The sequence below is a fragment of the Pseudomonas sp. GD03862 genome, from assembly GCF_029840855.1.
Classification (GTDB): domain Bacteria; phylum Pseudomonadota; class Gammaproteobacteria; order Pseudomonadales; family Pseudomonadaceae; genus Aquipseudomonas; species Aquipseudomonas alloputida.
The window spans coordinates 61,297-83,779 of the sequence record NZ_JAOCDI010000006.1; the positions used below are offsets into that span (position 1 = coordinate 61,297).

The 22,483-nt window shown below is 63.2% G+C and carries 14 protein-coding genes; 5 read left to right on the top strand and 9 right to left on the bottom strand.

What is annotated here, in order from left to right:
• Nucleotides 1–14 precede the first annotated feature (14 nt).
• From N5D53_RS06040 to N5D53_RS06050, 3 genes are all read left to right on the top strand, one after another.
• Nucleotides 15–791: a molecular chaperone gene (locus tag N5D53_RS06040; protein ID WP_104962123.1), complete on the top strand. Its 777-nt coding sequence runs from the start codon at nucleotides 15–17 to the stop codon at nucleotides 789–791.
• A 108-nt stretch (nucleotides 792–899) separates the two neighbouring features.
• Nucleotides 900–3,197: a fimbria/pilus outer membrane usher protein gene (locus N5D53_RS06045; RefSeq protein WP_266022947.1), complete on the top strand. Its 2,298-nt coding sequence runs from the start codon at nucleotides 900–902 to the stop codon at nucleotides 3,195–3,197.
• On the top strand, nucleotides 3,194–4,165 hold the full coding sequence (locus tag N5D53_RS06050; RefSeq protein ID WP_266022862.1) for a spore coat U domain-containing protein: 972 nt from the start codon (nucleotides 3,194–3,196) through the stop codon (nucleotides 4,163–4,165). The genes N5D53_RS06045 and N5D53_RS06050 overlap by 4 nt, the downstream gene beginning before the upstream one ends.
• Nucleotides 4,166–4,241: 76 nt before the next feature.
• Here the strand turns inward: N5D53_RS06050 and N5D53_RS06055 are convergent, their stop codons facing one another.
• The 5 genes from N5D53_RS06055 to dkgB form a co-directional block, all read right to left on the bottom strand.
• On the bottom strand, nucleotides 4,242–5,390 hold the full coding sequence (locus N5D53_RS06055) for a M14-type cytosolic carboxypeptidase (RefSeq protein ID WP_190869103.1): 1,149 nt from the start codon (nucleotides 5,388–5,390) through the stop codon (nucleotides 4,242–4,244).
• A gap of 141 nt (nucleotides 5,391–5,531) precedes the next feature.
• On the bottom strand, nucleotides 5,532–6,305 hold the full coding sequence (locus tag N5D53_RS06060; protein WP_108191865.1) for a helix-turn-helix transcriptional regulator: 774 nt from the start codon (nucleotides 6,303–6,305) through the stop codon (nucleotides 5,532–5,534).
• A 36-nt stretch (nucleotides 6,306–6,341) separates the two neighbouring features.
• A complete protein-coding gene (locus N5D53_RS06065; RefSeq protein ID WP_104962119.1) occupies nucleotides 6,342–7,574 on the bottom strand; it encodes an MFS transporter in 1,233 nt (410 codons plus the stop codon).
• 162 nt (nucleotides 7,575–7,736) lie between these two features.
• A complete protein-coding gene (locus tag N5D53_RS06070; RefSeq protein ID WP_190869104.1) occupies nucleotides 7,737–8,924 on the bottom strand; it encodes an MFS transporter in 1,188 nt (395 codons plus the stop codon).
• Between the two features lie 5 nt (nucleotides 8,925–8,929).
• Entirely contained in the window at nucleotides 8,930–9,733 is an 804-nt protein-coding gene (dkgB, locus tag N5D53_RS06075) for a 2,5-didehydrogluconate reductase DkgB (RefSeq protein ID WP_190869105.1), read from the bottom strand.
• Nucleotides 9,734–9,937: 204 nt separating this feature from the next.
• Between dkgB and N5D53_RS06080 the strand changes: the two genes are divergently transcribed.
• Nucleotides 9,938–14,125: an NEL-type E3 ubiquitin ligase domain-containing protein gene (locus N5D53_RS06080; RefSeq protein WP_279840171.1), complete on the top strand. Its 4,188-nt coding sequence runs from the start codon at nucleotides 9,938–9,940 to the stop codon at nucleotides 14,123–14,125.
• A gap of 46 nt (nucleotides 14,126–14,171) precedes the next feature.
• Here N5D53_RS06080 and N5D53_RS06085 read toward each other — a convergent pair whose 3' ends face one another.
• Both N5D53_RS06085 and N5D53_RS06090 read right to left on the bottom strand, forming a co-directional pair.
• Entirely contained in the window at nucleotides 14,172–14,666 is a 495-nt protein-coding gene (locus N5D53_RS06085) for a DUF934 domain-containing protein (protein WP_003250391.1), read from the bottom strand.
• Complete coding sequence (locus tag N5D53_RS06090; protein WP_064493402.1) at nucleotides 14,650–16,302, bottom strand: nitrite/sulfite reductase; 1,653 nt, start codon at nucleotides 16,300–16,302, stop codon at nucleotides 14,650–14,652. The genes N5D53_RS06085 and N5D53_RS06090 overlap by 17 nt, the downstream gene beginning before the upstream one ends.
• Nucleotides 16,303–16,515: 213 nt before the next feature.
• Here N5D53_RS06090 and N5D53_RS06095 point away from each other — a divergent pair, with 213 nt between their 5' ends.
• A complete protein-coding gene (locus tag N5D53_RS06095) occupies nucleotides 16,516–17,592 on the top strand; it encodes an ABC transporter substrate-binding protein (protein ID WP_279840172.1) in 1,077 nt (358 codons plus the stop codon).
• Nucleotides 17,593–18,372: 780 nt separating this feature from the next.
• Here the strand turns inward: N5D53_RS06095 and N5D53_RS06100 are convergent.
• Both N5D53_RS06100 and metH read right to left on the bottom strand, forming a co-directional pair.
• Complete coding sequence (locus tag N5D53_RS06100; RefSeq protein ID WP_020193229.1) at nucleotides 18,373–18,588, bottom strand: DUF2970 domain-containing protein; 216 nt, start codon at nucleotides 18,586–18,588, stop codon at nucleotides 18,373–18,375.
• A 165-nt stretch (nucleotides 18,589–18,753) separates the two neighbouring features.
• A complete protein-coding gene (metH, locus tag N5D53_RS06105; RefSeq protein WP_190869108.1) occupies nucleotides 18,754–22,461 on the bottom strand; it encodes a methionine synthase in 3,708 nt (1,235 codons plus the stop codon).
• Between the last annotated feature and the right edge of the window lie 22 nt (nucleotides 22,462–22,483).

The window sequence follows — 22,483 nt, forward strand, 5'->3', positions numbered from 1 at the left end:
CTAAGGAGAGCTGCATGCGGGCAGGCGCGAAGTGGACGCGTGGATTGACTGGATTATTGTCGCTGGCAAGCCTGCCGGCCTGGGCGGCCACTTCGGTGCTGATCTGGCCGATCGACCCGGTGCTGGAGGCCGACCAGAAGGCAGGTGCGTTGTGGCTGGAAAACCGTGGCACTGCGCCGGCAAACCTGCAGGTGCGGGTATTCGCCTGGCGCCAGGGTGATTACCAGGAGCAGTTCCAGGCGCAGCGCGAAATTATCGGCAGCCCACCGGTCGCCAACATTGCACCCGGGCAGAAGCAGCTGATCCGCCTCACCCGTACCGGCCCTTCACCCGCCGGCCAGGAGCAGGCCTACCGCATCATCATCGACGAGATTCCGCCCGCCATCCCGGTCGACAAGGCCGAGCCCGGCGCGACGGCGGCCATTCGATTGCAGATGCGCTATTCGGTGCCGCTGTTCGTCTATGGCGAAGGGCTGTGGGGCAAGGCCGACCCTGAAGGCAAACGCAATGCCGAGGGCGTGGGCAAGCCGCAGCTCAGTTGGCGCCCGGTGACGGTGCAGGGCAAGCCCTATATTGAACTGCGTAACACGGGCCCAGTCCATGCGCGGTTGACCGATGTGGTCGTGCAGCAAGGCAGCCAGAGCAAGCCACTGGCTGAAGGCCTGCTGGGTTATGTGCTGCCGGGGGCAAGCATGCGCTGGCCGGCTCCCGTGGCATCCGGCAACGGCAGCGTGCTCATGGGCAGGGTCAACGGTCAGCGCTCGGCGGACGCCATCCGCCAAGGCCAATGAGCCAACGGCTGAATGAAGTGCAGGGGCCAGGGAGGACCCGGCAATGGTTGGAAACCGTGTGTGAAATGGCTCTCGGCGACGACGTGCCGCTGGTGCCTGGGGCTGGCCATGGTCAGCCCCGCGCTGGTACTGGCCGACGACTTGCCCCCACCGCCCACGGAGATGTCCGCCATCGCCGAGGCCACCCTTTACCTCGACCTGGTGGTGAACCAGATGCCCAGGGTTGACCTGATACCGGTGCAGCAGCGGGCCGGGCGGTTGTACCTGGACAGCGACGTATTGCGTGCAGCCGGCGTCTCGCTGCCGGGCAACCCCCAGGGGGAGGTGGCCCTGGACAGCATCGCGGGGCTGCACACCGACTACGACAGTCAGAACCAGCGCCTGCTGCTGCAGGTGCCGCCAGCCTGGTTGCCAGAACAGCAAGTGGGTGATCGCAACCTTTACCCGGCCAGCGATGCGCGCAGCAGTTTTGGCGCCTTGTTCAACTACGACCTGTACCTCAACGACACCGATGAAGGCGGTACCTACCTGGCCGCCTGGAACGAGCTGCGCCTGTTCGACAGCTGGGGTACCTTTTCCAGTACCGGGCAGTGGCGTCAGTCTTTCAATGGCGCACAGGTGGACGATACCCGCCGTGGCTTCATGCGTTACGACACCACCTGGCGCTTCACCGACGAGCAGCGCCTGCTGACCTACGAAGCCGGTGACTTCGTGACGGGTGCCTTGCCCTGGAGCAGTTCGGTGCGGGTGGGCGGAGTGCAGCTGTCACGCGACTTCGCTGCGCGTCCGGATCTTGTCACTTACCCGTTGCCTGCGTTCGCCGGCGAAGCGGCGGTGCCGACGTCGCTCGACCTGTTCATCAACGGTTTCAAGTCCAGTACCACCGAACTGCAGCCAGGCCCGTACACCCTGACCAACGTGCCGTTCATCAACGGTGCCGGGGAGGCGGTGGTGGTCACCACTGATGCCCTTGGCCGGCAGGTGTCGACCACCTTGCCGTTCTACGTCACCAGCAGCCTGCTGCAGAAGGGCCTGTCGGACTACTCGGTGGCCGCCGGCAGCCTGCGCCGTGATTACGGTGTACGCGATTTCAGCTATGGGCCGGGTATCGCCTCGGGTAGCCTGCGCTATGGGCTCAGTGACATATTCACCCTGGAAACCCACGCCGAAACGGCGGAGTCGCTGATGCTGGGTGGGCTGGGCGGCAACATGCGCGTGGGCAACTTCGGCGTACTCAACGCTGCCTTGGCGCAAAGCCGGTTCGAGGGCGACAAGGGCCACCAGGTCGCCCTTGGCTACCAATACAACAGCCAGCGCATCGGCTTCGGTTACCAACGCCTGCAACGCCATGGCGATTATGCCGACCTGAGCCGGGTGGGCTCCCCGGACATGCAACTGAGCAAAAGCAGCGAACAGGTCACCCTCAGTGTCAACCTGAACGAGTACGGCAGCATTGGCGCTGGCTACTTCGACGTGCGCGCCGGTGACGGTACGCGTACCCGGTTGATCAACCTGAGCTACAGCAAGCCGCTGTGGGGCAGCAGCAGTGTGTACCTCTCGGCCAACCGTGAAGTGGGGGACAGCCAGTGGGCGGTGCAGGCGCAGCTGGTGATCCCGTTCGACCTGCACGGCACCCTGGCGCTGAGCATGGAACGCAGCAATGAAGGCGAGACCCTGCAACGGGTCAACTACAGCCGTGCGGTGCCAGCCGGTGTCGGCGTCGGTTACAACCTGGGCTATGCCGCAGGCAGCGACCGTGATGCCTATCGCCAGGCCGACGTCACCTGGCGCCTGCAATCGGTGCAATTGCAGGCCGGTACGTATGGCAGCAGCGGCGAGATGACCCGCTGGGCCGACGCCAGTGGTTCTCTGGTGTGGATGGATGCCGGCGTGTTCGCCGCCAACCGTATCGATGATGCCTTCGTGGTGGTCAGCACCGCAGGTTACGCCGATGTGCCGGTGCGTTATGAAAACCAGGAAATCGGCCGTACCGATGCCAAGGGGCACTTGCTGGTGCCTTACAGCAGCGGTTACTACCGGGGCAAGTACGAGATCGATCCGATGAACCTGCCACCGGATGTCCTCGCGCCGGACGTTGAGCAGCGTGTGGCGGTACGACGGGGCAGTGGCTACTTGCTGGAGTTCCCCCTCAAGCGCGTCATGGCGGCCAGTATCGAATTGGTGGATGGCAATCAGCAGGTGCTCAAACTGGGTAGCCGTGTTACCCACGCAGAGAGTGGCACCCAGGCGGTGGTGGGGTGGGACGGGTTGGTGTATCTGGAGAACCTGTCGTCGCATAACCGCCTTCAGGTGGCGCTTGAAGGGGGTGGGCATTGCGAAGTGGCGTTCGACCTGCCCGAAGCGCAAGGCTCGGTCCCTTTGATTGGTCCGTTGGTGTGCCGATGAATGCCTGGCGGCGGGGCCTGGTGGCGAGCGTGCTGCTGTTGCCGAGCGGCACGGCCTTGGCGCTTTGCTCATCGGTGGCCACGTTGCCGGCAGCGTTTGGCAGCCTTAATTCAACGCAGGTTCGCAACACGGTACAGACGGCTTCCAGCCTCAACTCGGGGTTGCAGTGCACCGGTTCGCTACTGACCTTGCTCAGCAGCGGTGATCATTTCTACGCCACGATCACGCCCGCCTCGGGTGGGCTGGTCGGCCCGACAGGCGATGTCATTCCCTACACGCTGTATGCCGACAACACCACCCGCTACCCGATTACCCGGGGTGTGGCCTACGACTTCGCCCGCAACGGTATCCTCGACTTGCTGGGGCTGCTCGGCGGTACCACGCCCAAGGCGGTGCCGATCTACATGCGCACCCAGATTGGCAGCAATGTCGCGGCCGGGTTGTATCAAGAGGCCCTGACCGTGGCCTGGAGCTGGGATTATTGCTCGGGGATTGGAGCGTTGGGGATATGCCTTGGGCGCGACATCGGCTCGGGTAGCCAGCTCTTGAACGTGAGCCTGACGGTGACCAACGATTGCCAGATCACCACGCCTGACATCAGCTTCGCCAGTGCGCCGGTGGTGGCGGGGTTCGGCACGGTGAGTCAGGGCATAAACGTGTCATGCACCAAGGGCAGCAGCTACACGGTAGGGCTGGATGACGGGCAGAACGTGTCCGGTGGGCGGCGGCGGATGAAGTCATCGGCCAACAACTACCTGGCCTATGACATTTTCAAAAGTGCCGGCACCGTGCGCTGGGGGGCGTCAGGGGCTGCCAGGCGTTCCAGTACGGATGCCGACATCAACCCCGGCGTAGGTACCGGCACGGGTAGCCAGGTGTTCAACTACAACGCCAAGGTCTATACCGATCAGGCGACACCGCCGGCTGCGACCTATACCGACAGTGTGATACTGGATGTGCAGTTCTGAACGGCGGTCAATACCCCCGAAGCAGCCGCCGCGTGTCGCGACGGGCTGCTCCTGCAGGGGCTGCGCAAGGCGAGGTTCAGCGCAAATCGCCAACCATGCTTGCCAGGGTCTCCAGCACCGCGCCGGCCAGTGCCTTGGAGCGCGCCCCCGACCACCCGGTGACTGCATCGGGCGCGTCGTCATGGTCCTTGAATGGCATCTCCAGCGTCAGTGACAGGCAGTCATGGGCCATGCCCACCGCATTGCAGGCCAGCGTCGTATTCGCCTGTCCGGGTTCGTCACGGGTATAGCCATGCACCGTCTGGAAGTCGCGGGTCAGGCTGCACAAGGTGCTACGGAACTGCTCTTCGAGGTTGGCCAGCCGAGGGGTGTAACCCGGGTTGCCCTCGCATGCGGCCGTGAACACGTGGGGGATCTCTTCGTCACCGTGCACGTCGATGAAGGCATCCACTCCGTACTGCTTCATCTGCGCCTGTGCAAAGAACACTTCCGGGCTGAATTCGACGCTGGCGTCCTGCCAGGCGCGGTTGAGGTCCTTGCCCTTGAAGTTGGTGCGCAGGTGGCCGAGGAATGCGCCGTCGGGGTTCATGTTGGGGATCAGGTAAAGGTCGGCCTTGGCCAGCAATTGCTGGACCACTGCGTCGTTGGCCTGCAGGCGGTCGATCACGCCTTCCATGAACCATTCGGCCATGTGCTCGCCCGGGTGCTGCTGGGCAATCAGCCACAGCTTGCGCTTGCCTTCGGCACCGTCGCCTGCCCGCAGCAGCGGGATATCGCGGCCCTGGACACTGCGGCCGCTGGCCAGCAACTCGACCCCTGGGAGTTGGCAGGCACGTTCGATCAGCTGGTTGTGGCGGGCACGCGGGTAAGGCTCGAAGTAGGCGAACCAGATCTGGTCCTGTTCAGCCTTGACCTCGAACGATAGCGCCGTACCGTCGAACTGGCTTGGCACACGGAACCAGCGCTGCTGGTCATAGCTGGCCACAGCGTTGTAGCCGCTCCACGCGTTCTTGTACGAGGAGCCAGAAGCGTTGTCCAGGCTGAAGCGATGGACCTGCCCCGGTGTGAGCCCGCTGACCTTGAAGTGGAACCACTGGTAGTGGCCGCTGTGGGTGTCCGGGCGAATGGCCAGGTGTACCTGGGCCGGGTTGCTGGCATCCAGTACCTGTATGTTGCCGGAGTCGAAATCGCAGTCGATCTGCAGGGGGGACAGCGTCACGGTCATGTGCCGGGCTCCTTTGCGGGCATTGTTGTAGGGGTACTGTATACGGCTTGGCGGGGATGCTGTGCAAGAACAGGCAGGGCGAGCCCTCAGCGGACAGCCCGTATGCGGCGGGCCAGTGCCGGCAAATGCGTGGACTTCAGGTTATCTGAAGAACTGACTGGGCGTGGTACCGAACTGGCGCTTGAACATGCTGGCGAAGGCACTTGGGCTGTCATAGCCCAAGGCCCCCGCCACATCGATGATTCGCTCGCCCAGGGCAATCCGCTCCAGTGCCTGCATCAGCCGCGCCTGCTGGCGCCACTGGCCGAAGGTCATGCCGGTCTCCTTGCGGAACAACCGCTGGATGGTCTTTTCGTCCACCCCCAGGCGCAGGCCCCAGTCGGCAACGGTGGCATTATCGTCGGGCCGTTCATGCAATGCCGTGCAGATCACCCGCAGGCGCTGGTCGCTGGGTTGCGACAGCTTCAGCGGCAAGGTCGGCAGTACGCAGATTTCGTCGAGGATCAGGCGCATGACCCGGGCTTCGCGCGAGTCCTCGGCAAACGGTGCGGTGAACCCCACCGAGGCCTTGATCAGTTCGCTGAGCAAGGGCGAGATGCTGATGGCCTTGCTCTGCAGGGGCAGGCCGGTTGCCGCGTCGATGCGCACGAACACACTACGCATCTTCACGTCGCCGACACAGCGAATGGCATGTACCTGGCCGCAAGGCATCCACACGCCGCGGCTGGGTGGCACAGTCCAGCATTCGTTGCCGGACTCGACGATCATCAGGCCTTTGATGGCATAGATCAGTTGATGCTTGGTATGGCTATGGGGCTCGATGAACCAGTCGCTTGGGTAGTCTGTCGCACGGCTACCCACTTCCCAGGTCCACTCATCGACTTCCACCAGCAGTTCACGTTGCGGCTTTACCATCGTGACCTCGTATCGAAGCAGCCTGGCAGCGCCACTTTAGCAGCAACGGCCAGGGCGGGCCTGCGAGCGGGTGGCCGGTAGCAAGGCGGTGGCCAACCCGAGCAGCGGCAGGAACGCAATGGCCTGGTACACCCACTCGATGCCATGCCGGTCGGCCAGTGCGCCCAGGCCGGCTGCACCCAGGCCGCTGATGCCGAACATCAGCCCGAACATCACCCCTGAAACCATGCCGACCCGGCCCGGCACCGCCTCCTGGGCATACACCACCAGGGCAGCGAATGCCGAGGACATCACCAGGCCGATGACCACCGCCAGCACGGCTGTCCAGGCAAGGCTGGCATGGGGCAGGGCCAGGGCGAAGGGCGCCACACCGAGGAACGAGACCCAGATCACGGCCTTGCGCCCGATGCGATCACCCACCGGGCCACCGGCAAAGGTGCCCAGCGCAACGGCTGCGAGGAACACGAACAGGTACAGCTGGCTGTGCTGCACACTCAGGCCGAAATGCTCGATCAGGTAGAAGGTGAAGAAGTTGGTGAACGAAGCGATGTAGACGAACTTGGCGAACATCAGCACGGCGATCACCGCCACAGCGCGCCACATGGCACCCCGCGACAGGCCGGGGGCCTGTTGGCCAGCGAAGGTCTTGAGCCGGGCCTGGCCGTGGCGCACGCTCCAGCCCGTCACCCGCAGCAGCACCAGAACAGCCAGCGCAGCGGCCAGCATGAACCAGGCAATGGCCGGTTGGCCGTGTGGAATGATGATGGCGGCGGTGAGTAGTGGGCCGAGGGCCGAGCCGGTATTGCCGCCGACCTGGAAGGTTGATTGCGCGGTCCCGAAGCGCCCGCCGGAAGCCATTCTGGCCACTCGCGAGGCCTCTGGGTGGAAGGTGGCCGAACCCACGCCGACCACGGCGGCGGCCACCAGCAGCATTGCATAGCTGCCGGCAAAGGCGAGCAGGGCGATGCCCACCAGCGTCACCAACATGCCGGCAGGCAGCAGGTAGGGTTGTGGGTGCTTGTCGGTGAACATGCCGACCCAGGGTTGCAGCAGGGAAGCGGTCACCTGATACACCAAGGCGATCCAGCCGATCTGGGCGAAGCTCAGCGCGAAATCGCTTTTCAGCATGGGGTAGATCGACGGCAGTACGGCTTGAATCAGGTCATTGAGCAGGTGGGCGAATGCAGCAGCACCGACGATGCGCACGACAAAGCCCTGAGGCTGGTCGGCAGGCGTGGCGGCGGCTACGGAGGCGGCGGAGGTTGTCATGGGCAAGGTTCTTCTATGGCAAGGGAGCAAGGCGTTGCCGCAGCAGGTTATCCAGTGCCGAGGTTGCCTGTCTCACGCCGAACAGGCAGCCGATGTCGCGTTTCGGGCATCCGTGCCCACAGCCTGGCAGGAGAACGGAGGCGCTCCTGCAGGTGATTGCCTTCAGGCCATATCGGCTGCGGCCTTGCCGGCGACCTTGTTGCGCCCGCCCAGCCATACCAGCAACAGCCCCGCAGCCGCCAGCACACCTCCGGCCATTGGCACGGCGGCGTAGCCCAGGTTCAGGCTGATAACCGCACCACCCAGCGCCGCGCCCACGGCGTTACCCAGGTTGAACGCACCCACGTTGATCGACGATGCCAGGCCTGGCGCCTCGATGGCGGCAGTCATTACGCGCATTTGCAGCGGCGGTACCACGGCGAAGGTGAACATGCCCCAGACCAGCAGGGCGATGGCAGCGCCGATGTGGCTACTCAGTACCAGGGGCATCGCCAGCATGATCAGCGCCAGCACGGCGAGGAAGATTTTCGCCGCGCCATCCAGCGACCAGTCGGCCAGGCGGCCACCCAGGCTGTTGCCAAGGGTGAAGCCAACCCCGATCAGTACCAGTCCCAAGGTTACGAAGCCGTCCGAGGCACCGATCAGTTCGGCCAGCACCGGCGCCACGTAGGTGTACAAGGTGAACATGGCACCGGCACCGAGCACGGTGGTGGCCATTGCCAGCAGCACGCTGGGGCGGGCAATGACCGCCAGTTCCTTGCGCACGTGCGGCACGCTGCCGCGTTCACCCTTGGGCAGGGCGTACCACAGCGCGGCCATGGCCAGCAGGCCGAGTACGGCGGTACCGGCAAATGCCATGCGCCAGCCAATCTGCTGGCCGATCCAGGTGGCGGCCGGCACGCCGCCGATGTTGGCGATGGTCAGGCCCATGAACATGGTGGCCACGGCGCTGGCCTGTTTCTCCTTGGGCACCACGCTGGCTGCCACCACGGCTCCCAGGCCGAAGAACGCACCATGGTTGAGGCTGGTGACCAGTCGCGAGGCGAGCAGGGTGTAGTAGTCCGGCGACAGTGACGACAGCAGGTTGCCAAGGGTGAAGATGGCCATCAGCGCCATCAGCGCAGCGCGCTTCCCAAAGCGGCTGAACAGCAGGGTCATGATCGGCGCGCCGACCATCACGCCAATGGCATAGGCGGTGATCAGCATGCCGGCGCTGGGGATGCTCACCTCCACGCCTTGGGCGATGACTGGCAGTAGCCCCATCGGGGTGAACTCGGTAGTGCCGATGCCAAAGGCGCCAATGGCCAACGCGAAAAGCACGCGGCCGGGTCTCATTGTTTGAGCAGTCATCGGTGTCAGTCCCAGGTTGGCGCCAGGCCGTCAGGGCTGACCTCGCGGCCGTTGCGCTCCAGCTTGGCGATGCGTGCCATGTCGTCGCTGTCCAGCGTCAGGCCACGGGCAAGCAGGTTGCTGGCCAGGTTTTCACGCTTGGTCGACGACGGGATCACGGCATAGCCCAGTTGCAGGGCCCAGGCCAGGGCAACCTGGGCGACGGTAGCCTTGTGCTTGGCGGCGATCTGGGCCAGTACCGGGTCTTTTAGCACTTTGCCGTAGGCCAGGGTCATGTACGAGGTCACGGTGATCCCTTGTTCCTTGAGGAACGCGGTCAGCTTGCTGTTCTGCAGATAGGGGCTGAGCTCGATCTGGTTGGTGGCGATTTCCCCTTTGCCGACCACGGCAATGGCTTGCCTGGTCAGCTCGATGTTGAAGTTGGAAACGCCGATCTGGCGAGCCAGGCCTTGCTGCTTGGCGTCGGCCAGGGCCTTCATGTACTCGGGCAGTTCTACGCCGTTGCCCGGCGCTGGCCAGTGGATCAGCAGCAGGTCGACATAGTCGGTGCGCAGTTTCTGCAAGCTGTCACGCAGGCTGGGGATCAGCTTGTCGGCGGCGTAGTTGTCGACCCAGATCTTGGTGGTGATGAACAGCTCGCTGCGCGGCACGCCGCTTTCGGCGATGGCCTGGCCGACTTCGGCTTCGTTCTTGTAGATCTGTGCGGTATCGATGGCACGGTAGCCGACTGCCAGGGCAGACTTGACCGAGTCGATGACGGTTTGGCCGGTGAGGCGGAAGGTGCCAAGGCCGAAGGAAGGAACGCTCATGGGGTTGCTCCTGAATAGGGGGAGGATCATGTGGTGCCCAGTGTGCAGGTTTGAACGGCAGCGAATAAGCCGCTATGGCGCCAAAGTCATTTGACCTGTAGGCACAAATACATTTTCAAGCTGTGCATTCACTACATAAATAGGGCCAGAGGGGATTGGAACCTTGTTCAGCTAGCGCTTTTTTATCAAGCGTTGAGGCTGCCCATGACCCCTTCCGTAATACCTGCCGATTCCATCGATGCGCTGATTGCCCGTCAGTTGCCAGGCTGGCTCAAGCGCGCGTCTGCCCAAGAGCTGACAGAGCTGCGCGCCGCTGCTTTGCGCCAACAGCGGGCGCAGGACCAAGTAGACGCCTGGTTAGGGGCCATAACCCCCTTGGATGAGTTCGCCGAGTCGTTGCTCAAAAGAGCACTTGAGGCCCATTCGATCAGGCAGGTAGACCTGCGCCAGGCTCAGCTCAGGCTGGTGACCCTGCAGCCAAAACCGTCGATATCACCTGCCTTGCCAAGTACTTCGACACGCATCGTCAGCACCCAGACGCTGCTCTCGGCGGCACTGCACAACTTCCACGAAAAGGAAATGCAGCCTGGCTGGTTCGCGACCGGGTCGCAGTTGGTCACTGCCAGCGGGCACCTGCTGCCGCTAAGTGCGCAAGCCTTTGTCCGCCTTTGCAGAGACCTTGATATCGGCGGGCGTTATCAAAGCCATTTGCAATCGAAGCTTGAAGGCGAGGGGGTGGCCGTCGAGAGCACTCTGGAGGAGGCGTTGAGGGCCAACCTGGCGCTTGCTGCAATCGCCGCAAGGATCAAGGGTGAAATCGATGAGCAGACCTGTCAGTGGATCAACCAGGTTGTGGGCACAGTGTCTTTCCTGCCAGCCGACAGCACCGTGTTGAAGTGTCACACCCTGCGGCTGTTGGGCAAGGAGGTCATTGGTGCACTGGTGATCGAAGTGCGTCAGAACGCCCGCCTGCTTGGTGTTATCGCGTGGTTGCCTGAGGACCCGTATGCCCCGGTGAGTTGGCACACCAGCTGGGAGCTGCTGTACATGACGCTTGGCATACGCTTGCGTAATGAGGCCTATCGGCGGTACTTCCAGCGCTTCGTCGCAGAGCGTGATCGCGTCACCTTCTGCGCGGCCCTGAACGCACTGCTCAGCCACGGTAATACTGTTCTTCCGCTTGAGCTGGATGGCCGCTGTTTTGCGATCGAGGGCGACGTGTTCGTCGCGCTGCGCCAAGCCCGGATCAAAAAAATGCTGGATGACGCGCGGGTATTGGCGGTATCGACAGAGGATGAGGATGTCGCCGACCGCCGCGCACGTTTGCAGGGCTATCTGGATTTGGGGTTGAGCGTGGCAGGCCTGGCAGCGCTGTTTGTGCCTGTGTTGGGGCAGGCCCTGCTGGGGCTTACGGTGGTGCAACTGGCGGGTGAGGTGTACGAAGGCTACCAGGATTGGCAGTTGGGTGATCGCGACGCCGCATTGGGCCACTTGTTCAACGTGGCCGACACGGTCGTGATGGCGGCGGTGACGGCGGCCGGAGCGACGGCACTTGGCAAGCTGGCACAGCGAGTGGCGCGGGTGGATGCCATGGTGCCGGTAAGCCTGGGCGATGGCCAGTTGCGGCTGTGTGATCCGTCCTTGTCGGGCTATCAGCGTGAGGGCGTCGATCTGATGGTAGGCCAGGCCGTGAATGAAACTGGCCGTTCGCTGAGGCGCCTGCACGATGCTGTCTATGAGGTGAGCGAGGGGGACGATGGCGCATGGCGTATTCATCACCCATCAAGGCCAGGGGCGTATTCACCGGCACTTGAGCACAATGGTGCCGGGGGATGGGTGCATGAGTTCGAGCAACCGCAGCGCTGGCATGACCCCGCCTACATGGTGCGCCGCCTTGCCAGCCGCACGGCGCAGGTGCCCGATGAGGCGGTATCTGTAGCGCTGCAGACCACCGGTTTCGAGGCTGACTGCCTGCGCCGTTTGCTGTTGGAAAATGCGCCCGCGCCGGCACGCTTGCTCGATGCCATCGAACGCCAGCAATTGCACCGTGATTTCCCGATGTTGCGGGGTGACGCTTTCGAGGAGGTCTTCAACGAGCGACAGATCAGCCCGCAAGCAGCGGACCGCGTATTGATGCGGGACTTCCCGGGCCTTTCCCACCGCTGCGCACGGGAAATCGTCGAGGGGGCCAGCAGCGTCGAGATGGAGAGCCTGACGGGCGCAGGCCGGGTACCCCTGGCCTTGGCGGAGCGTGCCCGCTGGGCAATACGCGACAGCCGGATAGACCGTGCCTGCGCAGGGTTGCGCCAGGCCACCGCAGAAAATGACGATACCGGTAAGCTCGCGCTGGGCCTGATCGATGCCATCGCCCCTTGGTCGGCTGGGGTCAACGTTGAGCTGCCTGCCGCGGGCAGGGGTGGGTTGCTGCAGACGTTGAGACGGCAGCTGGACAGCCGCCAGCGACAGTTGCTTGGTATTAGCCAGATGACGGATGACGCACTGGGTGAGCGGCTTGGGCTTGAGGCGCTCGCTGACCGTGAAGCGGCGGCCCGAATGATTGGGCTGGCCCGTGTGGGGCAGGGGATTCGCCCTCCTGTACGGTTGTTCGATGGGCGGTTGGGCTACCCGCTCAGTGGCCACCTGACAGGGACTCGCCAGGCACTGCGGCGCACGTTGAACCACGTGTATCCGGTGATGAGCAGTGAGCAGTTGGAGGCCTATCTGCAAGACCTGGCTTGGCGGGGAGTGGACCCCTGGAACCATGTGAGCCAACTGTTACAGGCCAAGGTCAGCCTCAAGCAGGCATTGCAAGCCTGGCGAAATGACGCAGGACTGAACATTGTTCGCCGCCTGCGTCGTATCAAGGTTGCCAGGCGTATTACGGCAAGCTGGCAGCGCTTTACCCCTGGGGAGATGGCGGGTGACTACCACCTGACCCTCGTGGGCGAGCGGGTGGGTGACCTGCCAGCGTTGCCTGATAATGTGAGTTTCGACCACATCACGCACCTGACCCTGCGCGATATGCAGGTGACGAGCCTTGATGCGGGCTTTCTTGGTCGCTTCAGCAAGGTGCGCAACCTGGACTTGCGGAACAACCAGCTGACGCGCCTTCCCGCAGGTATCGAGCAACTGACCGAACTGAGGACCCTGCGCCTTGGCGGCAACCAGATCGTGCTTTCCAGCGAGGATAACCTGCGTTTGAGCCAGCTTGTGGAGCTGCGCCGCTTGGAGCTCAACGGTAACCCGGTCGGCTTGCTGCCACCCTTGGCGTCTTTCCCCCTGCTGCGCCGGCTGTCCTTGCGCAACACCGGGCTGGGCGATCTGCCCGCTGATCTGGCCAGGCACGGTAATCTGGAGTTGCTGGACATGCGTGACAACCAGATCCAGACGCTGCCTGAAGCGCTGTCTTTAGTGCCGCTTCGCTTGTTGCGGGGCCTGGAGCTGCACGACAATCCACTCTCGGACGAAACCTTGCAGCGCTTGCAGTTGGCCAGGGCGTCGGCCGGGGCCGTTGAGCGTCGACGTGCAGCTCATGCCACTTCGATCCCGAACGCTGCAGCCCCTTGGTTTTCAGGATTCACGCCAGCCCAGCGCGAGGTGCGATTGGCGAGCTGGAACCGCTTGAGCCAGGAAGCCGGGGCGCAGGATCTGTTCCGCTTTTTCTCTGATTTACGCGCCCTGCGTGAATACGACGCACAACCGCGCGACCTGCAGGCCCGGGTGTGGCATATCCTCGAGGCCTGCGAGCAGCACGCTGAAGTACGCGCGAGCCTGTTCGAGCAAGTTGCCCGGCCGCGCAGTTGCAGTGACGAGTTGCTGCTGACGCTCAGCGAGCTGGAGGTTGGCGCGCTGGTCGCCAAGGCCGGTACAGCCGGTACCGGGTTACAGAAGGAGCGGGCGCTGGTCAGGCTGGGGCGTTCGTTGTTCCGCCTGGACAAAGTCAACGCAATTGCCGCGCGGCATATTGCGGATTACTTTTCGAACGATCCCGTTGAGGTTTACCTGACCTATCGCGTCAGGCTGGCAGATAGTCTCGACCTTCCCGTGCAGCCCAGCCATCTTTCGTACGAGAGTTTCAGTGGGGTTGGCCGTGAAGACCTGGACGCCGCGCGCAGCGAGGTGCTGCGGCAGGAAACGCCACAAGCCTTGGCGCAGGCGCTGGCAGATCGAACCTTCTGGCAGGACTACCTGCAGGAGCAGCAGGCGGCGCGCTTCAGCCGCTTGGACGAGCCTTTTCAGCAGCGCCTGGATGCGTTGCTCGAGCAATCGAAAACGCTGAGTGATGGCGACTATTTTGCCCAGGTCGAGCATATCTGCGCAGCGCGTGAGGTCGCGAAACGGCAGCTTTTGCTTGAGTTGAGCCGTGAGGCAATCCAGCGCCACGGCCTGTGAACGAAACAGCCCGCCGAGAGGCGGGCTGTTCGCTGGGGCGGGACGATCAGCGGCGGCGGAACAGCGGCAGCGGTTCGTCGGTAGCGGCCTGGTAGGTCACCGAGAAGTCCTTCAGGCTTTGCAGCGCGTCTTCCGGGTCCTTGTCGGCACGGATGGCGAATGCGTCGAAGCCGCAGCGGGCCATGAAGAACAGCTGGTCGCGCAGCACATCGCCGATGGCGCGCAGTTCGCCCTTGAACTTGTAGCGGTCACGCAGCAGACGCGCATTGGAGTAGCTGCGGCCGTCGGTGAATGCCGGAAAGTTCAGGGCGATGACCTGGAAGTGGTGCACGTCTTCACCGATTTCCTCCGCTTCCTGGTCGCTGTCCAGCCATACGCCCAGGCCGCCATCGCGGGCCTTGAGCACGTGGGCATGGTCGCGCCACATTTGCAGCGGCACGATGTAGTCGTCGCAGTTGGTCAGCTCGTCGAACGAGGTTTCCTTGGGCAGCAGGTGCCAGGTTTCGTCGACGATCTGGTTGTTCTTAATGATTCGCTGCATAGACGCGTTCCTTGAAGGGGTCGATGCCGATACGCTGGTAGGTGTCGATGAAACGCTCTTCCTCGGTGCGTTGCTCGACGTACACGGCGATCAGCTTCTCGATCACATCGGCCATGTCATCCTGCGCGAAGGACGGGCCAAGGATCTTGCCCAGGCTTGCGCCGCGTGCGGCGTTGCCGCCCAGCGACACCTGGTAGAACTCCTCACCCTTCTTGTCCACGCCGAGGATGCCGATGTGGCCCACGTGGTGGTGGCCGCAGGCGTTCATGCAGCCGGAGATGTTCAGGTCGATTTCGCCGATGTCGAACAGGTAGTCCAGGTCGTCGAAGCGGCGCTGGATGGACTCGGCAATCGGGATCGACTTGGCGTTGGCCAGCGAGCAGTAGTCGCCACCCGGGCAGCAGATGATGTCGGTCAGCAGGCCGATGTTTGGGGTGGCGAAGCCGCTCTCGCGCAGTTCAAGCCACAGCGCGTGCAGCTGGCGCTGCTCGACGTCGGCGAGGATGATGTTCTGCTCGTGCGAGGTGCGCAGGAAGCCGAAGCTGTAGCGTTCGGCCAGGTCGGCCACGGCGTCCAGCTGCTTGTCGGTCACGTCGCCCGGGGCAACACCGGTAGGCTTGAGTGACAGGGTCACAGCCACGTAGCCCGGGCGCTTGTGGGCGCGGGTGTTGCGCGAGCGCCAGCGGGCGAACCCTGGGTGCTCGGCATCCAGGGCGGTGTAGTCGACGTTGTCGAGTGCCAGGTACTCGGGGTCGACGAAGTGGCGCGAGACGCGCTGCACTTCGGCTTCGGTCAGGGTGGTGGTGCCGCCACGCAGGTGGACCATTTCGGCCTCGACCTTTTCGGCGAACACTTCCGGGGTCAGCGCCTTGACCAGGATCTTGATCCGCGCCTTGTACTTGTTGTCACGGCGACCGTAACGGTTGTACACGCGCAGGATGGCGTCGAGGTAGCTGATCAGGTCCTGCCATGGCAGGAACTCGTTGATGAACGAGCCCACCACCGGGGTACGGCCCAGGCCACCACCGACCAGCACACGGAAGCCCAGTTCGCCGGCAGCGTTGCGCACCGGCTCAAGGCCAATGTCGTGCACTTCGATGGCGGCGCGGTCTTCCTGCGAGCCGTTGATGGCGATCTTGAACTTGCGTGGCAGGTAGGCGAATTCCGGGTGGAAGGTGGTCCACTGACGGACGATTTCACACCACGGGCGCGGGTCGACGATTTCGTCTGCGGCCACACCGGCGAACTGGTCGGTGGTGGTGTTGCGCAGGCAGTTGCCGCTGGTCTGGATCGCGTGCATCTGCACGGTGGCCAGTTCGGCGAGGATGTCGGGGATGTCTTCCAGCGCCGGCCAGTTGAACTGCACGTTCTGGCGGGTGGAAATGTGGGCATAGCCCTTGTCATAGTCGCGAGCGATCTTGGCCAGGGTGCGGACCTGTTTGGCGTTCAGCTGGCCGTACGGCACCGCGACACGCAGCATCGGCGCGAAACGTTGGATGTAAAGGCCGTTCTGCAGGCGCAGAGGGCGGAATTCTTCTTCGCTCAGCTCACCGGCCAGGTAGCGGCGGGTCTGATCACGGAACTGCTTGACGCGGTCCTCGATGATCCGCTGATCGTACTCGTCGTATACGTACATAAAAGTCCTGTCTCAGGCATGCAGCTATTCGCGCGCACGGCCGCGCACTCCGGTACGGAGCCGGGGAACGATAGCAGGTTGCGGTTATGCGCTAAAGTGATGTTTTTGCATATGAAAAGAACCAAATGGACTATGTGAGATTGACTGCCATTTGTGCGCGGAGCATCGCCAGGCGTTTATAATCCGGCGTTTGCTTCGCAGAGATGTGACCCCATGCTCAAGGCCCTGTGCCAAAGCTTGTGCCTTGTCTTGCCATTGGTGGCAAATGCGCAATCGGCTTCGGTGGTGTTCCTCAACCCGGGGCTGTCCAACGAGACATTCTGGACCAGCTATACCCGCTTCATGCAGGCCGCCGCGGACGAGCTGGGCATGACCCTGCAGGTGCAATACAGCGAGCGCCGCGCCGACCTGGCACTGACCCAGGCCCGGGCGATCCTGAGCGCGCCGCAGCGGCCGGATTACCTGGTGCTGGTCAATGAGCAGTACGTGGCACCGGAAATCCTGCGGCTGTCGCGTGGCACCGGGGTGAAGCTGCTGCTGGTCAACAATGGCCTGACCGCCAGCCAGCGCCTCAGTATCGAGGGCCAGCCCGACAAGTACGCCGAGCCACTGGGTACCTTGATTAGCAACGACGAGCAGGCAGGCTTCCAGATGTTGCACCTGTTGCTCGCACAACTGCCTCGCGACGCAGGGCCGGTGGATCTGGTGGCTTTTGCCGGGGTCAAGACCACCCCGGCCTCGCAGTTGCGCGTTGAGGGCATGCGCCGCGCCTTGGCCGATTTCCCTCAGGTGCGCTTGCGGCAAGTGGTATATGGCGGCTGGAACCGCCAGCGCGCCTACGAGCAGGCGCAACAATTGCTGGAGCGTTACCCGGCCACCCGCCTGGTGTGGTCGGCCAATGATCAGATGGCTTTTGGTGCCATGCAGGCGTTCGAGGAGGCCGGGTATACGCCGGGGCGTGATGTGCTGTTCGGTGCCGTCAACAGCTCGGCCGAAGCCTTGCGCGCGCGTATCAATGGGCGCTTGAGCGTGCTGATGGGGGGGCATTTCACCCTTGGCGGTTGGGCCATGGTGATGCTGCACGATGATGCCCACGGGCTGGCGTTGAACCGCGACGGCCTGCGCGAGCGCCGTGTTCCGGTATTGCAGGAAATCGATCAGGCCAAGGCCAGGCGTTGGTTGAAGCTGCTGGAAAGGGACGACTACGGCGTCGATTTCCGGCGTTACAGTGCCGAAGGGCGGCCGCCCGGGTACCGTTACCCGTTTCTGGCGTCACCGGTCGAATATTGAATGACCCTGCTTGAGGGAAGGGCATTGCTCGTCTTAACTGCTGGTGGTGAAGTGCATTCCCATAACCACTACAAGAGGCAATGCAATGGGAAACTCAACCAAGGTCCGCAAAGCTGACAGCAGTGTCGATGCCTGGGCGATCCTCTGCCTGATCGTTCTGGTGGTGGTCACTGCCGTGTATTGGGTCAGCCACCAGTGACTTGCAACTCAAGACCGTGATGTAGCAGGGGCGTCTGCGGGAGGGAATCTCGCAGGCGCTTTATTATTGCCTGTGGCCGCCTCTTCGCGGTGAAAACATATCCCTTGAGAATGTCGCAGGACCGTCGTAGGAGCGGGTTTACCCGCGAAAGGGCCGGCCCTGCTGGCCAATCTCCACCTGCCGTTCACCGTTGCGGCCGCGACCGTATTCGCGGGTAAACCCGCTCCTACACAGATCGGTGGTGGACACAGGTCGGTGGTTGGACACAGGCCGTCGTAGGAGCGGGTTCACCCGCGAAAGGGCCGGGCCTGCTGGCCAATTTCCACCCGCCGTTCACCGTTGCCGCCGCACCGGATCGGTGGTGGACACAGGTCGGTGGTTGGACACAGGCCCTCGTAGGAGCGGGTTTACCCGCGAAAGGGCCGGGCCTGCTGGCCAATTTCCACCTACCGTTCACCGTTGCCGTCGCGACCGTATTCGCGGGTAAACCCGCTCCTACGCCTGATCGAGGGTGGACACAGGTCGGGGGTTGGACACAGGCCCTGTAGGAGCGGGTTCACCCGCGAAGAGGCCGGCACAGGTTAGCGGGTCAGGTGCAGCGCCAACTGCACCAGGCCGATCAATACCGCAATGAACACCAGGGTGAACAGCCCCCCCAGCGCAATGAAATGGCTGGCCTTGCCGTGGGTGAAGTCGCGTGCGCGGTTTTTGCCGCTTTGCACGCCGAAGGCGGCAGCGAGGATGCTGTGCAGCATCTGCCAGAAGGTCGGGGGTTTGCCCTGGCTGGAATCGTCCATGGTGGCTCCTGGGGAAATCAGAGGCAATCAGGGACAGTGTAGGCAATGGTTGTGAGGTTGCCCGTGCCGGCCTCGTCGCGGAGAACCCCCGACAGGTAAATAACTGCCCTTGAGGGCTGTTTCATACCTGTGTGGGTAAGCCCGCGAAGAAGCCAGCGCAGTCGTTTAGCTGTCATACCCCAGGTTAGGCGCCAGCCAGCGCTCGCTCACGCTGATATCCTGGCCTTTGCGTGCGCTGTAACGTTCGATCTGATCCTTGTCGACCTTGCCTACGGCAAAATACTTCGCCTGCGGGTGGGCGAAGTACCAGCCGCTGACCGCCGCCGCCGGGAACATCGCGAAGTGCTCGGTGAGGTACACCCCGCTCGGCCCGGTTTCACCGATGGCGGTGCCATCGAGCAGGCGGAACAGGGTTTCCTTTTCAGTGTGGTCGGGGCAGGCCGGATAACCCGGCGCAGGGCGGATGCCGCTGTACTGTTCCTTGATCAGCGCCTCGTTGTCCAGGTGCTCGTCGCGGGCATAGCCCCAGTGCTCTTTACGCACCTGCTCGTGCAGCCATTCGGCACAGGCTTCGGCCAGGCGGTCGGCCAGGGCCTTGACCATGATCGAGCTGTAGTCGTCGCCCTTGTCCTGGTAAGCCTTGGCCACTTCCTCGGCACCGATGCCGGCGGTGGTGATGAAACCACCTACGTAGTCGGTAACGCCACTGTCTTTCGGTGCGACGAAGTCGGCCAGCGACCAGTTGGGCTTGCCGTCCGGCTTGATGGTCTGCTGGCGCAGGTGGTGCAGGGTGGCCAGTGCCTGGCCGTCTTCGCCGTAGACTTCGATGTCGTCATCGTCCACCTGGTTGGCCGGCCAGAAGCCGAATACCGCGCGGGCGCTGATCAGCTTCTCGTCGATCAGTTTGTCGAGCATCTCGCGGGCATCCTTGTACAGCGCCGTAGCGGCCTCGCCAACCACCTCGTCGGTGAGGATGCGCGGGAACTTGCCGGCCAAGTCCCAGGAGATGAAGAACGGCGTCCAGTCGATGTACTCGGCCAGGGTGCGCAAATCGATGTCTTCCAGCACCTTGATGCCGGTGAAGGAGGGCACCGCTGGCTGGTAGCTGGCCCAGTCGTACTGCGGCTTGGCAGCGATCGCCTGGGCGTAGCTGAGGCGCTCGGTGCGGGCGCTGCGGTTGGCGGTGCGCTCGCGCACGTCCACGTATTCCAGGCGGGTCTTCTCGACGAAGCCCGGCTTGAGTTCTTTGGACAGCAACTGGGTGGCCACGCCGACCGCGCGCGAAGCGTCGGTGACGTAGATGACTGCGTCGTTGCTGTACTTGGGCTCGATCTTGACCGCCGTGTGCGCCTTGGAGGTGGTGGCGCCACCGATCATCAGCGGCAGTTCGAAGCCCTGGCGCTGCATTTCGCGGGCAACGTGGACCATTTCGTCCAGCGACGGGGTAATCAGGCCGGACAGGCCGATGATGTCGCACTTCTGCTCGCGGGCCGTCTGCAGGATCTTCTCCGCCGGTACCATCACGCCAAGGTCGACGATGTCGTATCCGTTACAGCCCAGCACCACGCCGACAATGTTCTTGCCGATGTCGTGCACGTCGCCTTTCACCGTGGCCATCAGGATCTTGCCCTTGGCTTCCGGCTTGTCGCCTTTTTCGGCTTCGATGAAGGGGATCAGGTGAGCAACGGCCTGTTTCATCACCCGGGCCGACTTGACCACCTGCGGCAGGAACATCTTGCCCGCGCCGAACAGGTCGCCGACCACGTTCATGCCGTTCATCAGCGGGCCTTCGATCACTTCGATGGGGCGCGCGCACTGCTGGCGGCATGCTTCGGTGTCTTCGACGATGAACGCGGTGATGCCCTTGACCAGCGCGTGCTCCAGGCGTTTTTCCACCGGCAGCGAGCGCCACTCTTCGTTTTCCACTTCCTTGGTTGCGCCGCCACCCTTGTAGTCGTCGGCGATGGCCAGCAGTGCATCGGTGCCATGCGGGGTGCGGTTGAGCACCACGTCCTCGACCTTTTCACGCAGCTGGGCCGGGATCTCGTCGTAGATCTCCAGCTGGCCGGCGTTGACGATACCCATGGTCAGGCCGTTCTGGATCGCGTGGTACAGGAACACCGAGTGGATCGCCTCACGCACCGGGTTGTTGCCACGGAACGAGAACGACACGTTGGACACGCCACCCGAGCTCAGGGCGTGGGGCAGGTGGTCGCGGATATAGGCACAGGCCTCGATGAAGTCGACGGCGTAGTTGTTGTGTTCTTCGATACCGGTGGCGACGGCAAAGATGTTCGGGTCGAAGATGATGTCTTCTGGCGGGAAGCCCACTTCGTTGACCAGGATGTCATAGCTGCGCTGGCAGATTTCCTTCTTGCGCGCGGCAGTGTCGGCCTGGCCGACTTCGTCGAAGGCCATGACCACCACGGCAGCGCCATAGCGCTTGCACAGGCGGGCGTGGTGCTTGAACTGCTCGACGCCTTCCTTCATGGAAATGGAGTTGACGATGCCCTTGCCCTGGATGCACTTGAGGCCGGCTTCGATCACTTCCCACTTGGACGAGTCGATCATGATCGGTACGCGCGAAATGTCCGGCTCACCCGCGATCAGGTTGAGGAACCGGACCATGGCTGCCTGGGAGTCGAGCATCCCTTCGTCCATGTTGATGTCGATTACCTGGGCGCCGGCCTCGACCTGCTGCAGGGCGACTTCCAGGGCTTCGGTATAGTTCTCTTCGCGGATCAGCCGGGCGAACTTGGCGGAACCGGTGATGTTGGTGCGCTCACCGACGTTGACGAACAGCGACTGGCGGTCGATGGTGAACGGCTCCAGGCCCGACAGGCGGCAGGCCTTGGCGATTTCCGGGATCTCGCGCGGCTTGTACTTGGCCACGGCTTCGGCAATGGCCTGGATGTGCCCCGGCGTGGTGCCGCAGCAGCCGCCAATGATGTTGAGGAAGCCGCTGGCCGCGAATTCTTCGACCACCGCGGCCATCTCGGCCGGGGTTTCGTCGTACTCGCCGAAGGCGTTCGGCAGGCCGGCATTGGGGTGGGCGGACACATGGGTATCGGCCTTGGTCGCCAGTTCTTCCAGGTACGGGCGCAGGTCCTTGGCGCCGAGGGCGCAGTTCAGGCCCACGGAAATCGGCTTGGCGTGACGCACCGAGTTCCAGAACGCTTCGGTGGTCTGGCCCGACAGGGTACGGCCGGAGGCGTCGGTGATGGTGCCGGAGATCATGATCGGCAGTTCGACGTTGTCGTCCTCGAACACTTGCTGCACGGCGAAGATCGCCGCCTTCGCGTTGAGGGTGTCGAAGATGGTTTCGATCAGGATCAGGTCGGCGCCGCCTTCGATCAGGCCACGGGTGGCCTCGATGTAGTTTTCTACCAACTCGTCGAAGGTGACGTTGCGAAACCCTGGGTCGTTGACGTCCGGGGAAATCGAGCAGGTTCGGCTGGTAGGGCCGAGCACGCCGGCAACGAAGCGCGGCTTGTCCGGCGTCTCCAGGGTCTTGGCATCGGCAACCTGGCGAGCGATGCGCGCGCCTTCGACGTTCAGCTCGTAAACCAGCGACTCCATGCCGTAGTCCGCCTGGGAAATCTGCGTGGCATTGAAGGTGTTGGTTTCGAGAATATCGGCACCGGCATCCAGGTAGGCCTTCTCGATGGCGGCGATCACGTCCGGGCGGCTGAGCAGCAAAAGGTCGTTGTTACCCTTCACATCGCTTGGCCAATCGGCAAAACGCGTGCCACGATAGTCGTGTTCCTCCAGGCGGTAGCTTTGGATCATAGTACCCATGCCGCCGTCGAGGATCAGGATGCGCTCTTTGAGTGCGTTCTGGAGTGCTTGGAGACGAGCGCTGCGGTCGGACATAGGAACTACCTGGTCGGGCGAA